Annotated in this window: 20 protein-coding genes and 7 pseudogenes; 22 read left to right on the forward strand and 5 right to left on the reverse strand. The window is 74.0% G+C overall.

Features of this window, described 5'->3' with window-relative positions; translation table 11 throughout:
• The first annotated feature begins 90 nt into the window (after window positions 1–90).
• From U6N30_RS32440 to U6N30_RS32460, 5 genes and pseudogenes are all read left to right on the forward strand, one after another.
• Window positions 91–1053 carry a PaaI family thioesterase gene (locus U6N30_RS32440; RefSeq protein WP_324275539.1) on the forward strand — a complete coding sequence of 321 codons (963 nt, stop codon included), beginning with the start codon at window positions 91–93 and terminating at the stop codon, window positions 1051–1053.
• Between the two features lie 65 nt (window positions 1054–1118).
• Window positions 1119–2238, forward strand: a pseudogene (locus U6N30_RS32445) (CaiB/BaiF CoA transferase family protein); the annotation flags it as partial.
• Between the two features lie 218 nt (window positions 2239–2456).
• Window positions 2457–3107 (forward strand): annotated as a pseudogene (locus tag U6N30_RS35125) (citryl-CoA lyase); the annotation flags it as partial.
• A gap of 109 nt (window positions 3108–3216) precedes the next feature.
• Window positions 3217–4302: an isocitrate/isopropylmalate dehydrogenase family protein gene (locus U6N30_RS32455; RefSeq protein WP_324275541.1), complete on the forward strand. Its 1086-nt coding sequence runs from the start codon at window positions 3217–3219 to the stop codon at window positions 4300–4302.
• 56 nt (window positions 4303–4358) lie between these two features.
• Window positions 4359–5509 (forward strand): annotated as a pseudogene (locus U6N30_RS32460) (CaiB/BaiF CoA transferase family protein).
• A gap of 172 nt (window positions 5510–5681) precedes the next feature.
• On the opposite strand, the gene U6N30_RS32465 reads toward U6N30_RS32460, so the two are convergent.
• Window positions 5682–6737 carry an AbrB family transcriptional regulator gene (locus U6N30_RS32465; protein WP_324275542.1) on the reverse strand — a complete coding sequence of 352 codons (1056 nt, stop codon included), beginning with the start codon at window positions 6735–6737 and terminating at the stop codon, window positions 5682–5684.
• A 58-nt stretch (window positions 6738–6795) separates the two neighbouring features.
• Here U6N30_RS32465 and U6N30_RS35130 point away from each other — a divergent pair.
• A pseudogene (locus U6N30_RS35130) lies at window positions 6796–7392 on the forward strand (SDR family NAD(P)-dependent oxidoreductase); the annotation flags it as partial.
• Window positions 7334–7612 carry an SDR family oxidoreductase gene (locus U6N30_RS35135; RefSeq protein ID WP_422678008.1) on the forward strand — a complete coding sequence of 93 codons (279 nt, stop codon included), beginning with the start codon at window positions 7334–7336 and terminating at the stop codon, window positions 7610–7612. The pseudogene U6N30_RS35130 and the gene U6N30_RS35135, both read left to right, overlap by 59 nt.
• 1 nt (window position 7613) lies before the next feature.
• Here the strand turns inward: U6N30_RS35135 and U6N30_RS32485 are convergent, their stop codons facing one another.
• The 3 genes and pseudogenes from U6N30_RS32485 to U6N30_RS32495 form a co-directional block, all read right to left on the reverse strand.
• The gene (locus tag U6N30_RS32485) at window positions 7614–8426 is read right to left on the reverse strand and encodes an NUDIX hydrolase (protein WP_324275544.1); all 813 of its coding nucleotides are present in this window, start codon (window positions 8424–8426) and stop codon (window positions 7614–7616) included.
• Between the two features lie 25 nt (window positions 8427–8451).
• Window positions 8452–9408, reverse strand: coding sequence for an aldehyde dehydrogenase family protein (locus U6N30_RS32490; protein WP_324275545.1), 957 nt, complete (start codon window positions 9406–9408; stop codon window positions 8452–8454).
• 112 nt (window positions 9409–9520) lie between these two features.
• Window positions 9521–9937 (reverse strand): annotated as a pseudogene (locus U6N30_RS32495) (aldehyde dehydrogenase family protein); the annotation flags it as partial.
• Between the two features lie 219 nt (window positions 9938–10156).
• Between U6N30_RS32495 and U6N30_RS32500 the strand changes: the two are divergent.
• From U6N30_RS32500 to U6N30_RS32565, 15 genes and pseudogenes are all read left to right on the forward strand, one after another.
• Window positions 10157–11203: a Bug family tripartite tricarboxylate transporter substrate binding protein gene (locus U6N30_RS32500; protein ID WP_324275546.1), complete on the forward strand. Its 1047-nt coding sequence runs from the start codon at window positions 10157–10159 to the stop codon at window positions 11201–11203.
• On the forward strand, window positions 11188–11664 hold the full coding sequence (locus U6N30_RS32505) for an LLM class flavin-dependent oxidoreductase (RefSeq protein ID WP_324275547.1): 477 nt from the start codon (window positions 11188–11190) through the stop codon (window positions 11662–11664). The genes U6N30_RS32500 and U6N30_RS32505 overlap by 16 nt, the downstream gene beginning before the upstream one ends.
• The gene (locus U6N30_RS32510) at window positions 11658–12044 is read left to right on the forward strand and encodes a hypothetical protein (protein ID WP_324275548.1); all 387 of its coding nucleotides are present in this window, start codon (window positions 11658–11660) and stop codon (window positions 12042–12044) included. The genes U6N30_RS32505 and U6N30_RS32510 overlap by 7 nt, the downstream gene beginning before the upstream one ends.
• Window positions 12041–13059: pseudogene (locus U6N30_RS32515) on the forward strand (enoyl-CoA hydratase/isomerase family protein). Before U6N30_RS32510 ends, U6N30_RS32515 begins: the two are co-directional and overlap by 4 nt.
• 220 nt (window positions 13060–13279) lie before the next feature.
• A complete protein-coding gene (locus tag U6N30_RS32520; protein ID WP_324275549.1) occupies window positions 13280–14170 on the forward strand; it encodes a thiolase family protein in 891 nt (296 codons plus the stop codon).
• Between the two features lie 73 nt (window positions 14171–14243).
• On the forward strand, window positions 14244–14657 hold the full coding sequence (locus U6N30_RS32525) for a Zn-ribbon domain-containing OB-fold protein (RefSeq protein ID WP_324275550.1): 414 nt from the start codon (window positions 14244–14246) through the stop codon (window positions 14655–14657).
• Window positions 14658–14734: 77 nt separating this feature from the next.
• A pseudogene (locus U6N30_RS35140) lies at window positions 14735–16623 on the forward strand (CaiB/BaiF CoA transferase family protein); the annotation flags it as partial.
• Between the two features lie 47 nt (window positions 16624–16670).
• Window positions 16671–16991: a CoA transferase gene (locus U6N30_RS35145; protein WP_422678170.1), complete on the forward strand. Its 321-nt coding sequence runs from the start codon at window positions 16671–16673 to the stop codon at window positions 16989–16991.
• Window positions 16992–17118: 127 nt separating this feature from the next.
• Complete coding sequence (locus U6N30_RS35150) at window positions 17119–17787, forward strand: MmgE/PrpD family protein (RefSeq protein ID WP_422678171.1); 669 nt, start codon at window positions 17119–17121, stop codon at window positions 17785–17787.
• Entirely contained in the window at window positions 17784–18479 is a 696-nt protein-coding gene (locus U6N30_RS32540; protein ID WP_324275553.1) for an MmgE/PrpD family protein, read from the forward strand. Before U6N30_RS35150 ends, U6N30_RS32540 begins: the two co-directional genes overlap by 4 nt.
• A 23-nt stretch (window positions 18480–18502) precedes the next feature.
• Window positions 18503–19078, forward strand: a complete 576-nt coding sequence (locus U6N30_RS32545; protein WP_324275554.1) for an acyl-CoA dehydrogenase family protein — start codon at window positions 18503–18505, stop codon at window positions 19076–19078.
• Entirely contained in the window at window positions 18988–19734 is a 747-nt protein-coding gene (locus tag U6N30_RS32550) for an acyl-CoA dehydrogenase family protein (RefSeq protein WP_324278574.1), read from the forward strand. Before U6N30_RS32545 ends, U6N30_RS32550 begins: the two co-directional genes overlap by 91 nt.
• 33 nt (window positions 19735–19767) lie before the next feature.
• Complete coding sequence (locus tag U6N30_RS32555; RefSeq protein WP_324275555.1) at window positions 19768–20046, forward strand: LLM class flavin-dependent oxidoreductase; 279 nt, start codon at window positions 19768–19770, stop codon at window positions 20044–20046.
• Window positions 20043–20789, forward strand: a complete 747-nt coding sequence (locus U6N30_RS32560) for an LLM class flavin-dependent oxidoreductase (RefSeq protein ID WP_324275556.1) — start codon at window positions 20043–20045, stop codon at window positions 20787–20789. Before U6N30_RS32555 ends, U6N30_RS32560 begins: the two co-directional genes overlap by 4 nt.
• A 118-nt stretch (window positions 20790–20907) precedes the next feature.
• Window positions 20908–21375 carry a YbhB/YbcL family Raf kinase inhibitor-like protein gene (locus tag U6N30_RS32565; RefSeq protein ID WP_324275557.1) on the forward strand — a complete coding sequence of 156 codons (468 nt, stop codon included), beginning with the start codon at window positions 20908–20910 and terminating at the stop codon, window positions 21373–21375.
• Window positions 21376–21409: 34 nt separating this feature from the next.
• Here U6N30_RS32565 and U6N30_RS32570 read toward each other — a convergent pair whose 3' ends face one another.
• Window positions 21410–21865 (reverse strand): PaaI family thioesterase, encoded by a 456-nt coding sequence (locus tag U6N30_RS32570; protein ID WP_324275558.1) that lies wholly within the window; start codon window positions 21863–21865, stop codon window positions 21410–21412.
• Between the last annotated feature and the right edge of the window lie 423 nt (window positions 21866–22288).

Genomic DNA, 22288 nt, shown 5'->3' on the forward strand with positions numbered 1-22288 from the left:
AGACGGCGCTGACCGGGATGCGGCTGTTCGCCCGGGAGGTGGCCCCCGCTTCCGCCAGGGCGCCGCGTCTTGACGGCGCGCCTGACCCGCGTGGCACGGTCGGACGGTGCCGGCGGGGTGGTGGACGCCGTCCGGGCGCGGGCCCTGGAATCGGTGGCGCGCACCCGCGCGGTCGGCCCGCACTTCTTCGGCAACTTCGTCGGCATCAGCGGCGCGGGCGCGGTCGACGGCCGGGCCGGGCTGCACCTGGACCTGGAGCCCGGCGACCCGACCGGCGGCCGGATCGCGCCGACCGCCGTCGCGACCGTCGCGGACCTGACGATGAGCGCCGCCATCCGGGCGGTGCTCGGCCCCCAGCGGCGCCTGGGCACGATCACGATGGCGCTGCACCACCTGGAGCCGGTCGTGCACGGGCCGCTCGCCACCGACGCCGTCGCGACGCGGGTCGAGGTCGAGGAGGAGCGCGGCTTCGCCCGCTGCGACCTGCGGGATCCGCGCGGGGTCGTGGTCGCCGCCGTCGAGGCCTGGTTCGTCGCGATGCCCACGCCACCGGGCCGGACCCTGGGCCCGGTGCCGTGGGAGCTTCCCGACGACGTCCCCGTCCCGCCGGTGACCGACGCCGAGCTCACCGCCGCGGAACGGGAGGCCGTCGCGGCGTGCGAGGAGGCGGGCCGGCGCGCGGCCGCCGGCGGCACGTCGGTGGTCGAGGAGCTGCTGGGCGGTCGCTGGACGCCGGCCGGGGACGACGCGGTGCGCGGGGAGCTGCCGATGGGGCCGGCGCACGGCAACCGGGGAGGACACGTCCAGGGCGGGGTCCTCTACGGCGCCGCGGCCCTGGGCGCGCAGCGGGTGGTCGCCGAGGGGATGTCGCTGGCCGAGGGGCACCTGTCCTTCCTCGCGCCCGCCGAGGGCGACCTCCTCGTCGTCGAGTCGCGGGTGCTCCGGCACGGCCGGCGGACCAGCTTCGCCGAGTCTCGGCTGCGCGCCGGCGACCGGCTGGTGGCGACCGGCGAGTTCGCGTTCCACCGGGTGCCGGGTGGGAGCGGGGCGTGAACCTCCTGGACGGCGTGCGGGTGCTCGACCTCACCAACGTCCTCGCCGGTCCCTTCGCCGGGTACCAGCTGGCGCTGATGGGCGCCGACGTGGTGAAGGTGGAGGTGCCGGGGACCGGCGACCTGGCGCGGAACCTGGGCGCGGACCCCGCGCTCTCGGCCCGGGGGCTGGGCGTCTCCTTCCTCGCGCAGAACGCGGCCAAGCGCTCGGTGACGGTGAACCTCAAGCACCCGCGGGGCAGGAGGTCTTCCGGCGGCTGGTCGCTTCCGCCGACGTGCTGCTGGAGAACTTCCGGCCCGGCGTGCTGGAGCGGCTCGGCTTCGGCTGGGACGAGCTCCATGCGCTGCAGCCCGGGCTGGTCTACTGCGCCGTGTCCGGCTTCGGGCAGACCGGGCCGATGCGCGACCTGCCCGCCTACGACCAGATCGTGCAGGGACTCTCCGGTGTCATGAGCACCACCGGGACACCGGAGACCGCGCCGCTGCGCACCGGGTTCCCGGTCTGCGACACCCTCGGCGGCTTCGCGGCCGCTTTCGCCGTCGCCGCGGCCCTGGTCCGCCGGGAGCGCACCGGCGAGGGCTGCCACCTCGACGTCTCGATGCTGGAGACGGCGCTGGTCGCGATGGGCTGGGTGGTGTCGGACTACGTGATCGCCGGTCAGGAGCCGGTGCCGATGGGCAACGAGAACAAGACCGCGGCCCCTCCGGCACCTTCCGGACCGCGGACGGCCGGCTGAACATCGCGGCGAACAAGCAGGAGCAGTTCGAGGCGCTGCTGCGGGTGCTCGGCCGGGAGGAGCTCCTCGCCGACCCGCGCTTCGGCGTCCGCGAGCAGCGCAAGCTGCACCGCGAGGAACTGCGGACGGCGCTGGAGGGGACCCTCGTCGAGCACGGCACCGACGAGTGGGTGCGACGGCTGGCGGGCAGCGGCGTGCCCGCGGCGGCGGTGCTGACCGTCCCCCAGGCGCTCGGCCTGGACCAGGTGCGCGACCGCGGTCTGCTGCACGAGGTGCGCGTCGAGGAGACCGCGGTGCGGGTGCTCGGCAGCAGCGTGCACGTCGACGGCGCCGCGGTCGGCCCGGCCGGGCCGCCGCCGCTGCTCGGAGAGCACACGCGGACCGAACTGGTCCGGCTCGGGTTCAGCGACCAGGAGATCGACGAGCTGTACACGGAGGGAGCGCTGTGAGCGGACAAGGGCGTGAGCATCGCAGCGAGGCGGCCGGCGACAGGGAGGGAGCATCGCAGCGAGGAACGAGCGAGGAGCGGACCGACCGCGGAGGCGGTCTGGGCGCCGTCGCGAGGAGCGGAGCGCCCCGCGGGAGCGAACCGACCGGCGCTGTGACGGGTACTGCCGAGGAGGCCGCCGGCTGGTGGCGGACGGCGGTGTCGGAGACCGCGCCGGACGTGATCCGGTTCCGCGGCTACCCGGTCGAGCAGCTGATCGGCCGGCTCTCCCTCGTGGAGACGGCATGGCTGCTGCTGCGCGGCGAGCTGCCGACGGACGCGCAGTCCCGGCTGCTGGAGGCGGCGCTGGTGGCGTCGGTGGACCACGGGCCGCAGGCGCCGTCGATCGCGGCGGCCCGCATGGCGGCGACCTGCGGGGTGGGGCTGAACTCGGCGGTTGCCACCGGGGTGAGCCTGCTCGGCGACGTGCACGGCGGCGCCGGCCAGCAGTGCATGGAGCTGCTGGTGCGGGTGCGGGGAGCCGCGGACGACGGCGCCGGGCTCGCCGACGCGGTGGCCGGTGAGCTGGCCGCGGTGCGCGAGCGGGGCGGCTACGTGCCCGGCTTCGGGCACCGCTTCCACGCCCGTGACCCCCGCCGCGACCCGCTCGTGCGGCTGGGAGCGGCCGCGGTCGACGACGGCGTCGTGCCCGGGGACCACCTCGCCGTCCTGCTCGAGGTCGAACGGCAGCTGTCGCAGCGGCGCGGGCGGCCGGTGCCGGTGAACGTCGACGGGGTGACCGCCGCGCTCTACTGCGAGCTCGGCTTCGCCCCCGCGCTGGCCCGCGGGTTGTTCGTGCTGGCCCGCTCGGTCGGCGTGCTCGCCCACGCCTGGGAGGAGACGCAGGCCGGTACCCGCATCAAGGGCCGCTGCCGCCGTCCTTCACCGCGCCCTACGACGGTCCGCCGCGGCGCGACCTGCCCGACGACGAGGAAGCTCGATGACCCGCACCTACCGGCTGGGCTGCCTGCTCGGCGACGGGATCGGACCGGAGATCGTGCCCGCCGCGCGCCGGGTGGCCGACGCCGCCCTGGCCGCGGCGGGCGCTCCGCCGGTCGACTGGGTCGACCTGCCGATGGGGGCAGCGGCGCTGGCCGAGCACGGAGCCGCCGTGCCGGCGTCCACCAAGGCCGCGCTGACCGACTGCGACGGCTGGCTGGCCGGGCCGCACGACAACGAGTCCTACCCGCCCTCGTGGCGGGCGTCGGGCGAGCGGGCGCCGGGTGGCGAGCTGCGGCACGTGTTCGACCTCTGGGCCAACCTGCGCCCGTGCCGCACCCGCCCGGGCGTGACCGGGCGCGTTCCGGGGATGGACCTGCTGATCGTGCGGGAGAACACCGAGGGCTTCTACGCCGACCGCAACATGGCGGTCGGCAGCGGGGAGTTCATGCCGACGCCCGACCTGGCGCTGGTGGTGGGCGTGTTCAGCCGCGAGGCGGTGCGCCGGGTCGTGCGGCAGGCGTTCGCCCTGGCCGAGGGACGGCGCCGGCACGTCACCGTGGTGCACAAGGCCAACGTGCTCCACCTGTCGTTCGGCCTCTGGCTGGAGGAGTGCGCGGCCGCGGCCCGCGAGCACCCCGGGGTCCGGCTGGAGACGGTGCTGTTCGACGCGATGGCCGCACGGCTGGTGCGCTCCCCGGAGGCCTTCGACGTGGTCGTGACGGAGAACCTCTTCGGCGACACCCTGTCCGACCTCGCGGGCGAGCTGGCCGGCGCGCTGGGCATGTCGGGCAGCCTGAACGCCGGTGACCGGCACGCGATGGCGCAGGCGGCGCACGGCTCGGCTCCCGACATCGCGGGGCGGGGCGTCGCGAACCCGGTCGGCATGATCGCCTCCGCGGCGATGCTGCTGACCTGGCTGGGCGCCCGTCACGACGACGCGGGCGCGGGCCGGGCCGGCGCCGCGATCGAGCGGGCGATCGATTCGGTGCTCGCCTCCGGGGTGGCCACCGCCGACGTGGGTGGCTCGGCGGGGACGGCGGAGTTCGCCGACGCGGTGGTTCGCGAGCTCGGAAGCCGGGCGTGAGCACCGACCCGCCGGCCGGGCCGCTCGCCGGTCTGCGCGTGCTGGACGTCTCGACGGTGCTCGCCGGACCGCTGGCCTGCCAGATCCTGGGCGACTACGGCGCCGACGTGATCAAGATCGAGCATCCGAGGGGCGGCGATACCCTCCGCAACCACGGCCTGGCCAAGGACGGCGTGCCGCTGTGGTGGAAGATGCTGTCCCGCAACAAGCGGACGGTGGGGTGCTACCTCGGGGATCCCGACGGCGCCTCGATCTTCCTCCGCCTGGTCGAGACGGCCGACGTCGTCGTCGAGAACTTCCGCCCGGGGAAGCTCGAGTCCTGGGGACTGGGCTACGACGTGCTCAGCGAGCGCAACCCGGGCCTGGTCCTGGCCCGGGTCACCGGTTTCGGGCAGACCGGGCCCTACCGGAACCGGCCGGGCTTCGGCACGCTCGCCGAGGCCATGAGCGGCTTCGCCGAGATCACCGGGCCCCCGACGGCCCACCGACGCTGCCGCCCTTCGGCCTGGCCGACGGGATCGCGGGCATGGCCCTGGCGTCGGCGATCACGATGGCGCTCTACCACCGGGACGCGCGGGGCGGCCGGGGGCAGGTCATCGACCAGAACATCCTCGAGCCCATCGTCACGGCCCTCGGTCCGCAGCCGATCTGGTACGACCAGCTGGGGCACGTCCAGACGCGCACCGGGAACCGGTCGGGCAACAACGCGCCCCGCAACACCTACCGCACCAGCGACGGCCGGTGGGTGGCCGTCTCGACGAGCGCCACCGTCATCGCCCAGCGGGTGCTCCGCCTCGTCGGGCATCCGGAGGTCGTCGACGAGCCCTGGTTCGACAGCGGCCGCGAGCGTGCGCTCCGGGCCGACCTGCTCGACGAGTACGTCGGCGGGTGGATCGCCGCCCGCACCCGCGAGGAGGTGGTCGCGGCCTTCGAGGAGGCCGAGGCCGCGGCCGCCCCGGTGTACGACGTGGCCGAGCTGATGGCCGATCCGCACGTGCGGGCCACCGACATGATCCCCGAGGTGCCCGACGAGGACCTGGGTCCGGTCCGGATGCAGAACGTCATCTCCCGGCTGTCGGAGACGCCGGGCTCGATCCGGTGGACCGGGCGGCGCCTGGGGGCCGACACCGACGCCGTGCTCGGGGAAGAGCTGGGCATCCCTGCCGACCGGTTGTCGGAGCTGAGGGAGCGGGGCGTGGTCGCCTGACTGCGTCGGGCGACCACCGCAGGCGACCTGAAGGGGCCGCCGGGAAGGGCCCGTCGCGCACAGTTGTGCTCTGCCCCGCTCAGCGGGGCAGAGCACAACTGTGCGGGAGACCGTCAGCTGCGGGAGGTCTGCGGTGGTCGCCTGACTGCGTCGGGTGGGTCTTCGGGCGGCCTCAGCGGTTGCGCAGCAGGCGGGCCAGTGGCGGTCCGGCCAGCAGCATGACCAGCATGCGCAGCACCTGGACGGCGAGCACGACGGTGCCGTCGGCACCCGATCCGGTCGCGACGGCGAGGACGACGAAGATCCCGCCGGGCGTGGTCGCGAGGTAGCCGTCGAGGGGACTGAGCCCGGTGAGCTCGCTGAGCAGGACGCCCAGCCCGCCGCTCACCACGATCAGCCCGACGATGAGGGCCAGGCCGGCCGGGAGGACCTTGCGCAGCGTGCGGAGGGTGTCGGGGGTGAACCGCAGCCCCACCTGGGCGCCGATCACGGCGAACGCCGCGGCGGTGATCGGCCCGGGCACGCCCTCGAGCAGGGGGACGTCGAATCCGGCCACCACGGCGGTGAGGATCAGCGGGCCGAGGAGGGACGGCGCCGGCAGGTGCGCCAGCCGGCCGAGCAGCGCGCCGACCGCGGCGACCGCGGCCACGGCGAGGGTGGACAGCGGCCACGGCGTAGAGCCACCCGCGGCCAGCGCCCCCTGCTCGCCACTGCCGTCGAAGAGCACGACCACGGCCAGCGGCATGAGCACCACGATGAGGAGCACGCGCAGGTACTGGAGCACCGCGACGAGCCGCCCGTCGGCGCCGAGCTCGTTGCTCACGGCGACGATGCCCGCGGCCCCGCCGGCGATCATCCCGAAGGTCGCCGTGGTCCGGTCGACGGGCGCGAACCGGGCGAGCAGCACGCCGGCCAGCACGGTCAGCAGCAGGGTGGCGAGGGTGATCAGCGTGATCGGCAGCCAGTAGCCGGCCACCGTCGCGAGGGTGTCCGGCTGCACGAGGACGCCCATGACGACGCCGATGACCGCCTGTGCCGCCGTGCTCAGCCAGGTCGGCGTCCGCAGCTCGTCCTTGACGAGGAAGGCGTAGGCGAGCCCGACGAGCAGCCCGGCGAACAGGTGCGGCGAGGGAAGACCGACCTGCTCGAGCGCCAGCGCCACACCGGCGACGGCCACGGCGACCAGCAGCAGCCGCAGCGCGCGACGACCGGGGCGGGGCACGCGCATGCTGTCGGTCCTCCCGCCGGGGATCGTTTCCTACAGGATGTTGAGTATGGTCCCCACCATGGGAAGCGCAGCGAGTGGGTCGGGCCGGCTGGCCGGCAAGGTCGCGATCGTGACCGGCGCGGGCAGCGTCGGGCCGGGCTGGGGCAACGGCCGCGCCGCCGCGGTGCGCTTCGCCGAGGAGGGCGCCCGGGTGTTCGCCGTCAACCGCGACGAGGCGTCGCTGGTCGAGACGCTCGAGAAGGTCGCCGAGCGCGGAGGGACGGCCGTGCCCTACATCTGCGACGTGACCGACGCCGACGCGGTCGCCGCCATGGCCCAGGCCTGCGTCGAGACGCTGGGTGTCCCGGACGTGCTGCTGAACAACGTCGGCGGTTCGCGGGCGGGTGGCGCGATCGACATGTCCGAGCAGCTGTGGCACGAGCAGCTGGACTTCAACCTGTCCAGCACCTTCCTCACCTGCAAGGCGGTGCTGCCCTTCATGGTGGAGGCCGGGCGCGGCGCCGTCGTCAACACCGCCTCCACGTCCGGCATCCGGTGGACCGGCGCCGCGCAGGTCGGCTACTCGGCGTCCAAGGCCGGGGTCATCGGCTTCACCCGTGCGCTGGCCGTGCACCACGCGCCCGACGGCATCCGGGCGAACACCGTCGTCCCCGGCCAGATGCACACGCCGATGGTCGAGGTCCGGCTGGCCGGCCAGCGCGCCGGCGGGGACGTCGAGGCGTTGCTCGCCACGCGGCGAAGCGCATCCCCTGGGCTTCATGGGCGACGGCCGCGACACGGCGGCGGCGGCGCTGTTCCTCGCCTCGGACGAGGCGCGGTTCGTGACCGGCACGGAGCTGATCGTCGACGGCGGGATGTCCGCGCGCTGCGACTGACTCAGGACCGGTCGTGGACCAGGCGCACCTCGCCGTCGACCACCACCGCGCGCCGCATGATCGGGCGCACCCGGCGCTGGGCGGCCAGCACCGAGGCCACGTCAGCGAACTCCGCCAGCTCGCGCAGGGTGGTCGCGGTGGCCGTCATCAGCTCCAGCGCGCCGTCGCGGTGGCGGTCCAGGGTCTCGGCGACCGGGAGCCAGGTGACGGAGTCGGCCTCCCCGCCGACGTCACGGGTGCGCTGGCCCTCGGGGAGCGCGGCGACGAAGAACCGGGTGTCGAACCGGCGGGGCGCCCACTCCGGGGTGATCCACTGCGACCAGGGGCGCAGCAGGTCGGCCCGCAGCACCAGCGACCGGCGGGCGAGGAACTCGCCGAGGGACACGGCGCCGTCGATCAGCGCCAGCCGGTCGGCCTCCCAGGCCTCGCCGGTCGTGTCGCGCACCATGGCGCCGTCGCCGGTGGAGGCCAGCAGGACGCCGGACTCCTCGAAGGTCTCCCGGACGGCGGCGCACACCAGTGCGCGGGCCAGGTCGGCATCGCAGGACAGCCGCTCGGCCCACTCCGCCGCCGCCGGCCCCGCCCAGCCGATCGAGGCGTCCCGGTCGCGCGGGTCGACCGAGCCGCCGGGGAAGACGTGCATGCCGGCGCCGAAGGCCATGGAGGAGCGGCGGCGCAGGAGGTAGACCTCCGGGCCGTCCGCGCCGTCCCGGAGGAGGACGACGGTGGCCGCGTCCCGCGGGGCGGCGACGTCCACCTCGCCGCGCAGGTAGCGGTGCACCTGCTCCATGGGATCGGGTGCGGGTCCTGTCATCTCGGTGCCTCCTCCGACGCGGTGCTCAGACGTCGATGCCGGTCAGCACCAGCACCCGGTCGACGGTCAGGTCCAGCATGGCCGCGTGGACGCCCTCGCGGCCCTCGCCGGAGTCCTTGACCCCGCCGTAGGGCATCTGGTCGGCGCGGTAGGTGGGGACGTCGCCCACGACGACCGCGCCGACCTCGAGCACCCGCGCGGCGCGGAAGGCCACCCGGAGATCGGCGGTGAAGACGCCGGCCTGGAGGCCGAACCGGGACTCGTTCACGCGGGCGAAGCCCTCGTCGACCGAGTCCACGGAGTCGACGAGCACCACGGGGCCGAACACCTCCTCGCACGACACCCGGGCGTCCGCGGGCACGCCGGTGAGCACGGTGGGCGCGTAGCTGGATCCGCTGCGCACGCCACCGGTCAGGATCCGCGCACCGGCGGCGACGGCTTCCCCGACCCAGGTCTCGACCCGGCGGGCGGCCGCCTCGTCGATGAGCGGGCCGACGTCGGTCGCGGGGTCCGCCGGGTCGCCCGTCCGGAGCTTCTCGACCTCCTGGACGATCCGTGCGGTCAACGGCCCGGCCACCTCCCGGTGCGCGTAGACCCGCTGCACCGACACGCAGGACTGCCCCGCCTGGTACATGGCGAAGGTGGCGATCCGCTGGGCCGCCCAGTCCAGCGCGCGCTCGTCGCCCTGGTCGGGCCCGACGACGACGGCGCCGTTCCCGCCGAGCTCGAGCGTGACGTGCTTGCGCGGTACGGCCTCGCGGATCGACCACCCGACGGGGACCGACCCCGTGAACGACACGACCGGCAGCCGCGGGTCCCGGACCAGCGCGCCCGCCACCTCGTTCGGCACCGGCAGCACCGACCAGGAGCCCTCCGGGAGGTCGGTCTCCGCGAGCAGCTCGCCGAGCAGCAGCGCGCTCAGCGGTGTCGCCGGTGCCGGCTTGAGGACGATCGGGGCCCCCACGGCGAGTGCCGGGGCCACCTTGTGCGCGACCAGGTTGAGGGGAAGTTGAACGGGGCGATGCCCAGGACCGGCCCCCGGGGACGCGCCGCAGCAGCGCCATCCGCCCGGCGGCCGCGGGCTCGGTGTCCAGCCGCTGCAGGCTGCCCGACCACCGGCGGGCCTCCTCCGCGCCCCACCGGAACGTGGCCACCGCCCGCGAGACCTCCACCCGTGCCCATTTCAGCGGCTTGCCGGACTCGGCCGTGATCAACCGGGCGAACTCCTCGCTCCGCTCGGCGAGGCGCCGGGAGACGTGGTCGAGCGCCGCGGACCGCACAGCCGCCGAGGCCGCGGCGAAGTCGTCGCGCACCGCGTCGGCGGCAGCGACGGCGCGCTCGACGTCGGCCGGTGACGCGGACGTCGTCGTCCCGGCCACGTCCCCGTGCGGGCCGGTCACCGTCACCGTCCGGTCGCCGTGGGCCGCTCGGCCGGCCACCCAGTAGGGAGCGGGGACATCCGGTTCCTCTCGTCGTCGTTGCCGGACCGTGACCGGACCGGGTGTTGACACGTGATTTGGACCACCTTTACTCTACAGATAGTCCGAATACCGGACAAAAGTCCACATTTCGGACCGATCGCTGTTCGAGGGTGATCGACCGGCATCCCTTCGCCGCCATCAGCATGCATCCGTGCGAACGGCCGCCAGCGGCCCGATGAGGAGAGACCTGATGACTCGATACCGCCTGCTGACTGCCGCGACGGCGACGGGGGCACTGTTGCTCGCGGGTTGCGGGAGCGACGACGGCTCCGGCTCGGAGGACGCCTCCGGCGGGGCAGCGACTACCCCACCCGGGACGTCGCCTACATCATCCCCTACGACACCGGCGGCTCGACCGACCCGATCGGCCGACAGCACGCCGCCGGGCTCGAGGAGTGCCTGGGCCAGACGGTCGTCGTGGAGAACCGCCCCGGCGCCTCGGCGACGATCGGGACCGGCGGCGTCGTGACCGCGGACCCCGACGGGTACACGATCGGCATGACCACCAGCAGCGCCGTGGGGCTGCAGCCGCTGGTCATGGAAGATCTGCCCTACGACACGGCCGAGGACTACCAGCCGTTGATCAAGCTGGCCGACCTGCCCACCGTGCTCACCGTCCGCGCCGACTCGCCGTGGCAGGACATCGAGGACCTCGTGGCGGCCGCCGAGCAGAACCCCGGCGGCATCCGTGTCTCGGTCTCCGGCGCCGGCACGACCCCCGACCTCAACGTCCAGCAGCTGAACCAGGCGGCCGGGATCGAGCTCACCAGCGTGCCCTTCTCCGGGGGCGGTGGTGAGGCCCTCGTCGCACTGCTCGGCGGCGAGGTGGAGGCGAACGCCGGGTACGCGCCCAGCGTGCAGGCGCAGGTCGAGGCGGGAGATCTGCGGGTCATCGGCGTCTTCTACGACGAGGAGTACTACGCCTTCCCGGACGCACAGACCACCAGCGAGGCCGGTTACGACAACGCGGCGCTGCCGGTCGGCTACTACTCGGTCGCTCCGAACGGCCTGCCGGACGACGTCCTCGAGGAGCTGGTCTCCTGCTCGGAGGACGTCCTGGCGAGCGAGGAGTTCCAGTCCTTCTCCGAGGCGCAGGGCTACATCTACGACCCCATCACCACCGACGAGGTCCGCGAGGACATCCAGGACTACCGGGACCGGTACCAGCCCCTGCTGGACATCATCGGGAGTGATCCCGGCGCGGCCGGGGGCCGGGCACCGCGCCCACCCCCGGCCGCACCGGTCGGCGCGCACCGCAGCAGGAACGAGGACGGAGACCAATGCGGGTCGGGATGATTCTTCCGCGCAACGAACCCGGGGGCGGGCCGCTCACCTCGACGAGCCTGGCCGAAGGTGCCCGCCGGATCGAGCGCGTCGGTTTCGACGGCGCGTGGGTCTTCGACGCCCTCAACCGGGGTTTCGTCCTCCCGGACCCGCTCACCGCGCTGGCCGTCGCCGGCACGGTGACCGAGCGGATCGAGCTGGGCACGTGCATCCTCCAGCTCGGCATCCGCCAGCCGGTGGAGGTGGCTCATCGGGTCATGACGACCCACCTGGTCTGCGGCGACCGGCTCTCCCTCGGCGTCGGCGCCGGGTCCACGCGCAACGACTTCCTCGCCTGCGGCGCCTCCTACGAGGACCGATTCACCACCTTCGCCGACTCCGTGGACCTGCTGCGCGGCATCCTCGGCGGCGATCCGCCCGAGGGCATCGACCTCACCCCTGGCCGGCCACCGCCGGCGGCCCGCGGATGCTGATCGGCGCCTGGGCCGGCAGCGACTGGATCCGCCGGGCGGCCGAGGAGTTCGACGGCTGGATCTGCTCGGCGGCCAAGGGCGGGCGGCTGGCCGAGGGCATCGCGCTCTACCGCGCCGCGGGTGGTCGCCGCGCGATGGTCACCAACATCTCCGTCGACCTCGGCCGTCCCGAGGAACCGCCCGCACAGGGGCGCCCTTCTCCCTCGAGTGCGGGCCGCGGCAGGCCCGCGAGCGGCTCGCCCGGCTCCGGGACCTCGGGTTCGACGACGTCATCCTGCGCACCGCCGAGCACACCGACGGCAACCTCGAGGCCATCCGCGCGCTCGTCCCGTGAGGGACGCGTGCCGCGGCGCCGCACAGAAGGGCTGGACCACCCATGACCATCGATCTCACGGTGCGCGACGGGATCGCGGAGATCGTGCTGAACCGACCCGAAGCGCTCAACGCCATCGACCCGGACATGCGCGCGGAGCTGGGCCGCATCTGGACCCGCGTCCACGAGGACGACGAGATCCACGTCGCCGTGCTCACCGGGGCCGGCGACCGGGCGTTCTGCGTGGGTTCGGACCTGAAGCGGACGCCGCCCCCACCGGAGTCCTACGCCCAGCGGGCGTTCGGCCAGGCGACCTCGGACCACCTGCTCGCGGGTCTGCGGACCGACAAGCCACTGGTCTGCGCCATCAACGGTGTGGCCGTCGGCGGCGGCCTGGAGATCGCGCTCGCGTGCGACATCCGGATCGCCTCCGAGACCGCCTCGTTCGGGCTCTCCGAAGTGCGCGTGGGCAGCATCCCTGGAGCCGGTGGCACGCAGCGGCTCCCCGGATGATCAACACGTCCACGGCGATGCAGATGCTGCTCACCGGTGACCGCATCGACGCCGCCGAGGCCTGGCGGGTGGGACTGGTGGGCGAACTGTGCGCCCCCGAGGACCTGCTGCCGCGCGCGCGGGAGATCGCCGGGCGGATCGCCGCGAACGCGCCCTTGGCGGTCCGGGCCGTCAAGCGCCTCGTGCAACAGGGCGCCGCGCTGCCCCTCGACACCGCGATGGAGCTCGAGAACTACGTCTGGGGCCTGCTGCGCGACACCGAGGACCGGCTCGAGGGCGTCGGGCCTTCCAGGAGAAGCGATCACCCGAGTACCGCGGGCGATGACCCGGCCGACGACGGACACCGGCCCCGCACACGACGAGGAGAGGGCGCACGCATGCACTCGCTGAAGAACCGCACCGCGATCATCGGGGTCGGGGCGACACCGCAGGGCAAGGTGCCGGGCTCGACCCAGCTCTCGCTCGCGGTGGACGCCTTCACGGCCGCCCTCGACGACTCCGGCCTGGAGAAGGACGACATCGACGGGCTGCTCACCTTCCCCGGCACCACCGCGCCGGAGGGGCGCTGAACTACCTGCGGGTCGGCGAGGCGCTGGGTATCGACCCGGCCTTCACCGGCAGCATGGCGATGGGTGGCGGCACGGCCGGTGCGCTGGTCCAGATGGCCGCGATGGCCGTGGAGTCCGGCCACGCCACCGCGGTCGCCTGCGTCTTCGGGGACGCCGCCAAGACCGGGGGTCGCGGTTCAATCGCGCGTCCGGATGGGGCGACTCCTGGGGCATCTGGGGGATGATGGGCGCCGCCGCGAACTCCGCCGTCGCCGCCAGCCGGCACATGGCGCTGTACGGCACCACCAGCGAGCAGCTCGCCGAGGTGGCCGTCGCCTGCCGGAAGCACGCCTCGATGAATCCGGACGCGGTGATGCGCGAGCCGATCACGGTCGCCGACCACCAGGCGTCCCGGTTCATCGTCGAGCCGCTGCGCCTGCTGGACTGCTGCCTGATCAGCGACGGTGGCGTCTGCGTGATCGTCACCTCGGCGGAGCGGGCCAAGGACGCCAAGCAGCCGCCGGTGCTCATCTCCGGCATGGGCCAGGCCTACACCACCCGCACCCTGGAGCGGGAGGACTGGTGGTACGTGCCCCACCAGAAGGAGGCACTCGACCGCGCCTACGCGATGGCGGGCATGGGACCACAGGACGTCGACGTGGCGCAGCTGTACGACAACTTCACCATCAGCGTGCTGCTGTGGCTCGAGCACGCCGGCTTCTGCAAGCCGGGTGAGTCCGGCCCCTTCGTGGAGAACGGCCGGATCCAGCTCGGCGGTGAGCTCCCCGTGAACACCGCCGGCGGCAACCTCTCGGAGTCCTACATGGAGGGCTGGCTGCACATCGTCGAAGGCGTGCGCCAGCTGCGCGGCCAGGGTGGCGCGCGCCAGGTGCAGGGCGCCGAGACCTGCCTGGTCACCGGCCGCGGCATGACCCTGAACTGCTCGAACGCGATGCTGCTGACGAAGGGGAGAAGTGAGCGAGCGTGCGAGCGAACCGATGGGCAGAGCAGCGCCGCGAACGCGGCCGACGAGCGCCAGCGAGGAGGGCGAGTGAGCGAGCGTGCGAGCGAACCGATGGGCAGAGCAGCGCCGCGAACGCGGCCGACGAGCGCCAGCGAGGAGGGCGGGTGAGCGAGCTTGCGAGCGAACCGATGGGCAGAGCAGCGCCGCGAACGCGGCCGACGAGCGCCAGCGAGGAGGGCGAGTGAGCGACTACAGCAAGCCGCTGCCGGACATCGACGACGAGACGCGGCCGTTCTGGGACGGCGCGCTCCGCGAGGAGCTGCGGATGCAGAAGTGCTCCCGCTGCGGGCACATCCGCTACCCGATCAGCCGCATCTGTCCCGACTGCCTCGAGCCGGGCCACGAGTGGGTCCCGCTGAGCGGCCGCGGAGAGGTCTACTCCTCGATCGTCTTCCACCAGGTCTACGACAAGGCCTTCGCCGACGACGTCCCGTACAACGTCTCGCTGGTCCAGCTCGACGAGGGCCCGCGGATGTTCAGCAACGTGGTCGGTGTGCCGCCCAGCGAGGTGACGGTGGGCGCGCGCGTGCGGGTCGTCTTCGACCGGGTCACCGAGGAGGTCGCCATCCCGCGGTTCACGCCGGAGGAGCAGTGACCGCCCCCGCAGCGGACCGGGCTGCGCACGGCGAGGCGGCGCTGGCGGGCCTGCGCGTGCTGGACCTGTCCGGGCCGATGGGCAACTACTGCGGGAAGCTCTTCGCCGAGCTCGGTGCCGACGTCGTGCTCGTGGAGCCTCCCGGCGGGACGGCGCTGCGCCACCAGCCACCGTTCGCCGGTGACCGGCCGGACCCCGAGCGCAGCCTGCCCTACCTCTACAACAACACCAGCAAGCGCAGCCTGCGGCTGGACCTGGACCATCCCGAGGGGCAGCAGGTGCTGCGCGACCTCGCAGCCGGTGCCGACCTGCTCATCGAGACCGACAGCCCCGGCCGGATGGCCGCCCGGGGTCTGGGGCACGAGGAGCTCAGCGCGGACCACCCGGGCCTGGTGACGACGAGCATCACGCCGTTCGGGCAGACCGGGCCCTACGCGGAGTACGAGGCCGGCGACCTGGTCTGCCTGGCGATGGGCGGGCTGCTGTACCTCGGCGGCTACGTCGACGGCCCGCCGGTCCAGGCCGGCCTGCAGCAGGCCTACGTCGCGGGGAACCTCTTCGGCGCGGTCGCCTCGATGCTGGCGGTCACCGCCGCCGAGACCACCGGGCAGGGTCAGCACGTCGACGTCTCGGTGCAGGAGTCGGTGGTGATGGGGCTGGAGAACGCCGCCCAGTTCCAGGACCTCGAGGGACGGGTCCGGCGGCGGACCGGTGGCCGGCAGTGGCGGGCCGGTGCCGGGGTCTTCCCTGCGCGGACGGCTACGTCTACCTGCTCGCCGGGGGCATCGGTGGCAACCGGTTCTGGCCCAACCTGGTCGCCTGGCTGGACAGCGAGTCGACTCCGCGCGTGGACGAGTTGCGCGGCGAGCAGTGGGGCGAGCGGGAGTTCGTCGAGGCGGAGGAGAACCGGGACCTGTTCGCCGCCGTCTTCCAGCCGTTCGCCGAGCGCCGGACCAAGGCCGAGCTCTACCGCGACGCGCAGAAGTGGCGCGTTCCGCTGTGCCCGGTGTCCAAGCCCTCGGACATCCTGCAGAGCGCACAGCTGCGGCATCGCGGCTACTTCGTGTCGGTCGAGGGCCCGGACGGCGGGCCCGCGGTCATGCCCGGCGCGCCGTACGCGCTCTCCGGGACGCCCTGGCGGTCGACGGGCCGTGCCCCTCGGCTCGGTGAGCACAGCGTCGGGATCGTGCACGAGTTGGGCTATCCCCCGAGCGGGTGGCCGGGCTGCGGAAGGAGGGGTGATCTGATGGGCCGGCTCCCGCTGAGCGGCATCCGGATCGCGGACTTCACCTGGGTCGGCGCCGGGTCGTACACGACCAAGATGCTGGCCGACCACGGCGCGGACGTCATCAAGATCGAGAGCAGCGCGAAGATCGACGGCATCCGGCTCTCGGCGCCGTTCAAGGACGGCGTCAAGGGCGTCAACCGCAGCGGCTACTTCGCCGACCGCAACACCAGCAAGCGCAGCATCACCATCGACCTGCGCACGGAGGAGGGCCGCGCGCTGGCCCGTCGGATCGTGGCGACCAGCGACGTCGTGGCCAACAACTTCACGCCCGGCACGATGGCCAGGTTCGGGCTCGGCTACGACGACGTGCGGGAGATCAACCCGCGGGCGGTGTACCTGGCCATGTCGATGTCGGGCGACAGCGGCCCGGAGCGCGACTTCCTGGGGTACGGCCTGACCATCGGTGCGCTGGTCGGCATGCACCACCTCAGCGGCCTGCCCGGCCACGAGCCGGCCGGCACCGGCACGAACTACCCCGACCACATCCCGAACCCCTGCCACTCCGCGTTCGCGGTGCTCGCCGCGTTGCGGCACGCCCGCCGGACCGGTCGCGGCCAGTACCTCGACATCGCCCAGACCGAGCCCACCATCGCCGTCCTCGGCGCGGCGTTCCTGGAGGCGACGGTCAACGGCCGCGACCCGCAGCCGCTGGGCAACGGCCACCTCCGGCACGCGCCGCACGGGGTGTACCGCTGCGCGGGGAGGACCGGTGGATCGCGATCGCCGTGGCCGAGGACCGGCAGTGGCCGGCGCTGCGTGCCGTCCTCGGGCTGCCCGACGACGCCTGCCCGGCCGAGTGGGCCACCGAGGCCGCCCGGCACCGCGACCGTGACGCGCTCGACGAGCTGCTGGCCGCGGCGACCGCCGACCGGGACGCCGGCGAGCTGTTCACCCGGCTGCAGGAGGCCGGGGTTCCTGCGGGAGTGGTGCAGGACGCGGCCGACGTCGTGGAGCGGGATCCGCACCTGCAGGCCCGGGGGCACTGGGTGCGGCTCGAGCACCCGGAGATGGGGAGACGCTGTACAACGCGCCGCCGTTCCAGCTGACCGGCACGCCGGCCACGCTCACCCGCCCGGCTCCGATGCTCGGCCAGCACACCGAGGAGATCTGCCGGGAGGTCCTCGAGCTCGACGACGCCGAGATCGCCCGGCTGCGGGCCGAGGGGGTGCTCGCATGACCGGCGCACCGACCGCGAGCGAGCGCATCGCCGACTTCGTCGTCACCGTCGATCCGGCGGCGACCGCGGAGGAGACCGTGCACGCGGTCGCCCGCGCGTTCCTCGACACCTTCGCCGTCGCCGTCGCGGCGTCCGGGGACCCGGTGGACGCGGTCCTGCGCGGCTACGCGACCGGCTCGACCGGCCCGGCCAGCCTGTGGGCGGGGACCGGGACGGCGACGACCGAGCACGCCGCCCTGGTGAACGGTGCGGTCGGGCACGTCCTGGACTACGACGACGTGAACAGCCCGATGCGCGGCCATCCCAGCATCGCCCTGCTGCCGCCGCTGGTCGCGGCGGCGGAGGCCATCGGTGCTGACGGGCGGCGGCTGAGCGCCGCCTACGCGGTGGGCTTCGAGGTGATCGTCAAGCTGTCCCGGGCCTGCGCGCTGGACCACTACGCCCGGGGCTGGCACTCCACGACCACCATCGGCCTGCTGGGAGCGACGGCGGCGGTCGCGCACCTCACCGGGCTGCCCCGCGACGCCGTCCGCGACGCGCTCGGGCTCTCCGTGGCCCAGGCCGCCGGGACCCGCCAGAACTTCGGCACGATGGCCAAGTCGTTCCAGGCCGGCGCGTGCGGCGTGGCCGCGCTGCGGTCGGTGGCGCTGGCCGGGGAGGGATGACCGCCGCACCGGAGGCGCTCGACGGCGGCACCGGCGGCTTCCTCCGCCTGTACTCCACCCCGGACGCCGCGGCGTCGCTGCACGACGAGCTGGCCTCGCTCGGACAGGCCCCGGGTGAGCTGGTCGCCAGCGGCATCGACGTGAAGAAGTACCCGCTGTGCTACGCGACGCACCGCACCATCGACACCCTGCTGGACCTCCGCGGCGAGCTGGGGCTCACGCTCGCCGACGTCGAGCGCGTCGAGGTGCGGGCCAATCGCGGCGGTCTGGCCCCGCTCCTCCACGACCGGCCGTCCACGGGGCTGCAGGCGAAGTTCAGCATGCAGTTCGCCGTGGCGGCGGCGCTGCTGGACGGCGAGGTCAAGCTGCGCAGCTTCGACGACGAGCAGGTGCGCCGCCCGCAGATCCAGCAGTTCCTGCCACGGGTCACGCCGACGGAGGACGACGGGCCGGCATTCCCCCGGTTCGCCGAGGTGACCGTGCACCTGACCGACGGGCGGACGGTGCATCGCCGCACGGAGGTCCTCCGCGGCAGCGCCGAGACCCCGCTGACCGACGACGAGCTGCTGGAGAAGGTGGCCGACTGCTTCGGCCGCGGCGGGCTGGGCGTGCGCACGTCGACCTTCGCCGACGCGGTGTTCGGCTGGGCCGACCAGCCGGTCCGCTCGGTCCTCGCCCGCCGCCTGCCCTGACCCCCCGACCGACCGGAGACACCATGACCGGAACCGACATCCCCGCCGAGCTGCTCGCGCTGCGCGACCGGGTCCGCGCCTTCGTCCAGGAGGAGCTCTGGCCGCTGGAGCCCGAGGCCATCCGGCTCGAACTGCAGGCGAGCCAGCGCACGGAGCCGTTCCAGGCCGAGCCCGGCCGCTCCTACCAGTTCGACCCGGCCGGCGACCTGCCCGCGGAGACGTACCAGCGGCTGCTGGACAGCGCTCGCGACCGCGGACTGTGGGGCATCGACGTGCCCACCGAGTTCGGCGGCCAGGGGCACGGCTCGCTGGCGAAGCTGCTGGTGACCGAGGAGATGAGCAAGACCGTCGTCCCGTTCATCCTGCCGCCGGAGTCGCCGAACCTGCACTGGCTCAGCAGTGCGGTGGACGACGACCAGCGCGCCCGCTACCTCGAGCCCTACGCCCGGGGGAGATCACCTCCGGCGTCGGGATCACCGAGCCCGGGGCGGGTTCGGACATCTCGGGCATCAGCACCCGCGCCGAGCGCACGAACGGCCGGTGGGTGCTCAACGGCCGGAAGAAGTGGATCGGCAAGGCCGACTGGGCCGACTTCCTGATCGTCGTCGCCGTCACCGATCCGGAGAAGGGCAGTCGCGGCGGCATGACGTCCTTCTTGGTCGACCGGGGGACACCGGGCGTCGTCGTCGAGCGACGGCTGCCGACCATCTCCAACTACCGGCCCTGCGAGGTGCGTTTCGACGACGTCCAGGTCGACGACGCCCAGGTGCTGGGCGACGTGGGGCAGGCGTTCATCCCGATGCAGAACCGGCTGGCCATCCGCCGCCTGGAGATCGCCGCGCGTTGCTCCGGGGCCACCGCCCGGCTGCTGGACATGCTCATGGCGCACGCCAAGGAGCGGGTGACCTTCGGTGAACCCCTGGCCTCGCGGCAGACGGTCCAGAACTGGATCGCCGACGGTGCGATGGGCCTGCACGCCCTGCGGCTGGTGACGATGGACGCAGCCCGCAAGCTCGACGCCGGGCAGACCGACATCCGCTACGAGTCCTCGACGGCGAAGGTACTGGGTACCGAGCTCATGCAGCGCGTGGCCGACCAGTGCCTGCAGGGCCACGGTGCGCTCGGCCTGGGCAAGGACCTGCCCATCGAGTACTACTACCGGCTGGTCCGGATCTGGCGCATCGTCGAGGGGGCGTCGGAGATCCACCGGGTCACCGTCGCCCGCCAGCTCCTGAAGTCCGGAGTGCCGTGGTGACCCGCTCGACCGGCCGCCCCGCGGAGGGCCGCCGTGCGACTTGAGGCCAGCCTGCGGACCACGCCGACCAGCGAGGTCGCCCTCACCGCCGCCGAGCTGGAACGGGCCGGCGCGGGTGGGGTGTGCGACTCCGAGAACTCGCGGGACCCGCTGCTCACCATGGCGATGGCGGCGGTCACCACCGAGCGGATCGGGCTCGCCACGGCCGTCACGATCGCCTTCCCGCGCAGCCCGATGGTGGTGGCCTACGGCGCGCGGATGCTGCACGACCAGACCGGGGCCGGTTCCGGCTCGGTCTGGGCACGCAGGTGAAACGGCACATGGAGCACCGCTTCGGTGTGGCGTGGGACTCGCCGGGGCCCCGCCTGCGCGACTACGTGCAGGCGCTGCGCGCCGTCTGGCGCAGCTGGCACACCGGCGAGCCGCTGGCGCACTGGGGGCCCTTCTACTCGCTGGACCTCATGACTCCGGAGTTCAGCCCGGGGCCGGCCCCGCACGGGCCGATCGCCGTCGACATCGCCGCCGTCAACCCCTACAACCTGGAGCTCGCCGGCGAGCTGTGCGACGGCGTCCGCCTGCACGTGTTCAGCACGCCCGGATACGTGCGCGACGTCGTCCGGCCGCGGCTGGAGGCCGGCGCTGCGTGCGCCGGGCGCGACCTCGGCACGGGCTTCGAGGTCTACGGCGGCGGCTTCGTCGCCACCGGCGCGACGGCGGCCGACGCCGAGCAGGCCCGCGAGCGGGCCCGGGCCCGGGTCGCCTTCTACGGCTCCACGCTGGCCTACCTGCCGGTGCTGGAGCACCACGGCTGGGGCGGGCTGCGCGCGGAGCTGCGGGAGCTGGTGCGGCAGGAGCGCTGGGGCGACCTCGCCGCGGTGGTGCCCGACGAGGTGCTGGACGAGTTCTGCACGACCGGCACCTACCAGGAGCTCGCCCCGGCGCTGGCGCGACGATGGGCGGGCCTGGTCACCACCGTGCAGGTGCCCGCCCCGGTTCCCTTCTCCCCGCAGTGGGAGGGGTTCGCCGACGCCTGCGCCGCGGTGAGCAGGCTGTGAGCGGACCCGCGGGATCCCGCGTTCCCTGCGACGCTGCTCGACAGCGCTGCGGCCTCGCCGGAGGCACGCGTGTCCCGGCCGGGTCGCGTCCCGTTCGTCCCGTCCACGAGGAGGTCACATGAAGCTCAACCTCGGAGAGCTCGTCGTCACGAGCCCCGCGTTCTCGCACGGCGGGCGCCTGCCCGACGCGCACTCCGCCAACGGCGAGGGGGTGTCCCCGGAGCTCTCCTGGTCCGGTGTGCCCGAGGGGACCCGCTCCTTCGTGCTGGTCGTGGACGACCCCGATGCGCCGCTCGTCGGCGGCTTCGTGCACTGGGTCCTCTACGGCATCCCCGCCGATGCCACGTCCATCCAGCAGGGCGGCGGTGCGCAGTACCGGCAGGGCCTCAACAGCCGGGGCGAACCGGGGTGGCGTCCGGCGTCGCCTCCGCCGGGACACGGCACCCACCACTACTTCTTCCACCTCTACGCGCTCGACGAGGACCTCGGCCTGCCGGAGGGCCTTCCCGCGAGGGAGGTGCTGGACCGCATCGGTGCGCACGTGATCAACCAGGCCCGCGTCGTCGGCACCTACTCCAACGACTGAACCGCGGCTGACGGCAGCCCTGTCCAGGGAGTCCTCAGGCGGAGGCCCCGCGTCGGAAGGCGAACTGGCCGGCACCCACGGCGCGCCCGTCGACGGTCAGGGTCACGGTGGCGAAGGCCGCCTCCCGGCCGCGGCGCGCGACGGTGGCCTCCACGACGAGGTCGGTGCCGTCACCGGGGCGCAGGAACTGCCAGGAACCGTCGGCCGGATCGAGCGGGTCCCCGGTGGTCTGCACCGCCCGGTCCGCGGCCGCCAGCCCGATCCCGTACAGCGCCCCGCCCTGCAGGTGTCCCACGCGGTTGGTCAGCTCCGGCCCGATGCGCAGGGTGCCGCGGGCGGTGCCCTCCGGGGCCCCGGTGTCCCAGTGCGGTGCGGTGAGCTCCTCGCCGACGGAGGTCCCGCGCGCGCGGGCCCGCTCCGCGGCCTGGATCGTCGCCTCGACCGCTGCCCGTTCCTGCGGGTCCAGGTCGTCCGCGGAGAGCGGCGGCACCGGGGGAGGTCGTCGAGCTCCCACGGGAGCAGCCGCAGGTGCACCCCTCGGGCACGGGCAGCGCCATGAACCAGCCCTGCCCGGCGGCCACCAGCGCGCCGGAGGCGTCGGTGCAGTCGACGCGGGCCAGGGCGTGCCGCTGCTCGTCGTCCAGCCAGACCACCCGGGCCTCCGGGACCACCGGGGCGCGGACCTCGGTCGCGATGTGGTGGAGGGTCATGCTCACCGTGCCCAGCCGCCGGCCCGGCCCCACGGCGGTCCGCACGGCCGAGCCCATCGCGAGGTCCGCGACCGCCGCCAGGGCGACCGGCGGCACCGGTCCGGGTACGACGGCCGGGTCCGGGGCCAGGTGCGGACTCCTCGGTCCGCCGCCGGTCCGGGACGGGGTGATCCCTAGGATCTGCCCGTAGAAGTGCATTCCCT

This window comes from Blastococcus brunescens (assembly GCF_035320885.1).
In the GTDB taxonomy this organism is placed as follows: Bacteria; Actinomycetota; Actinomycetes; order Mycobacteriales; family Geodermatophilaceae; genus Blastococcus_B; species Blastococcus_B brunescens.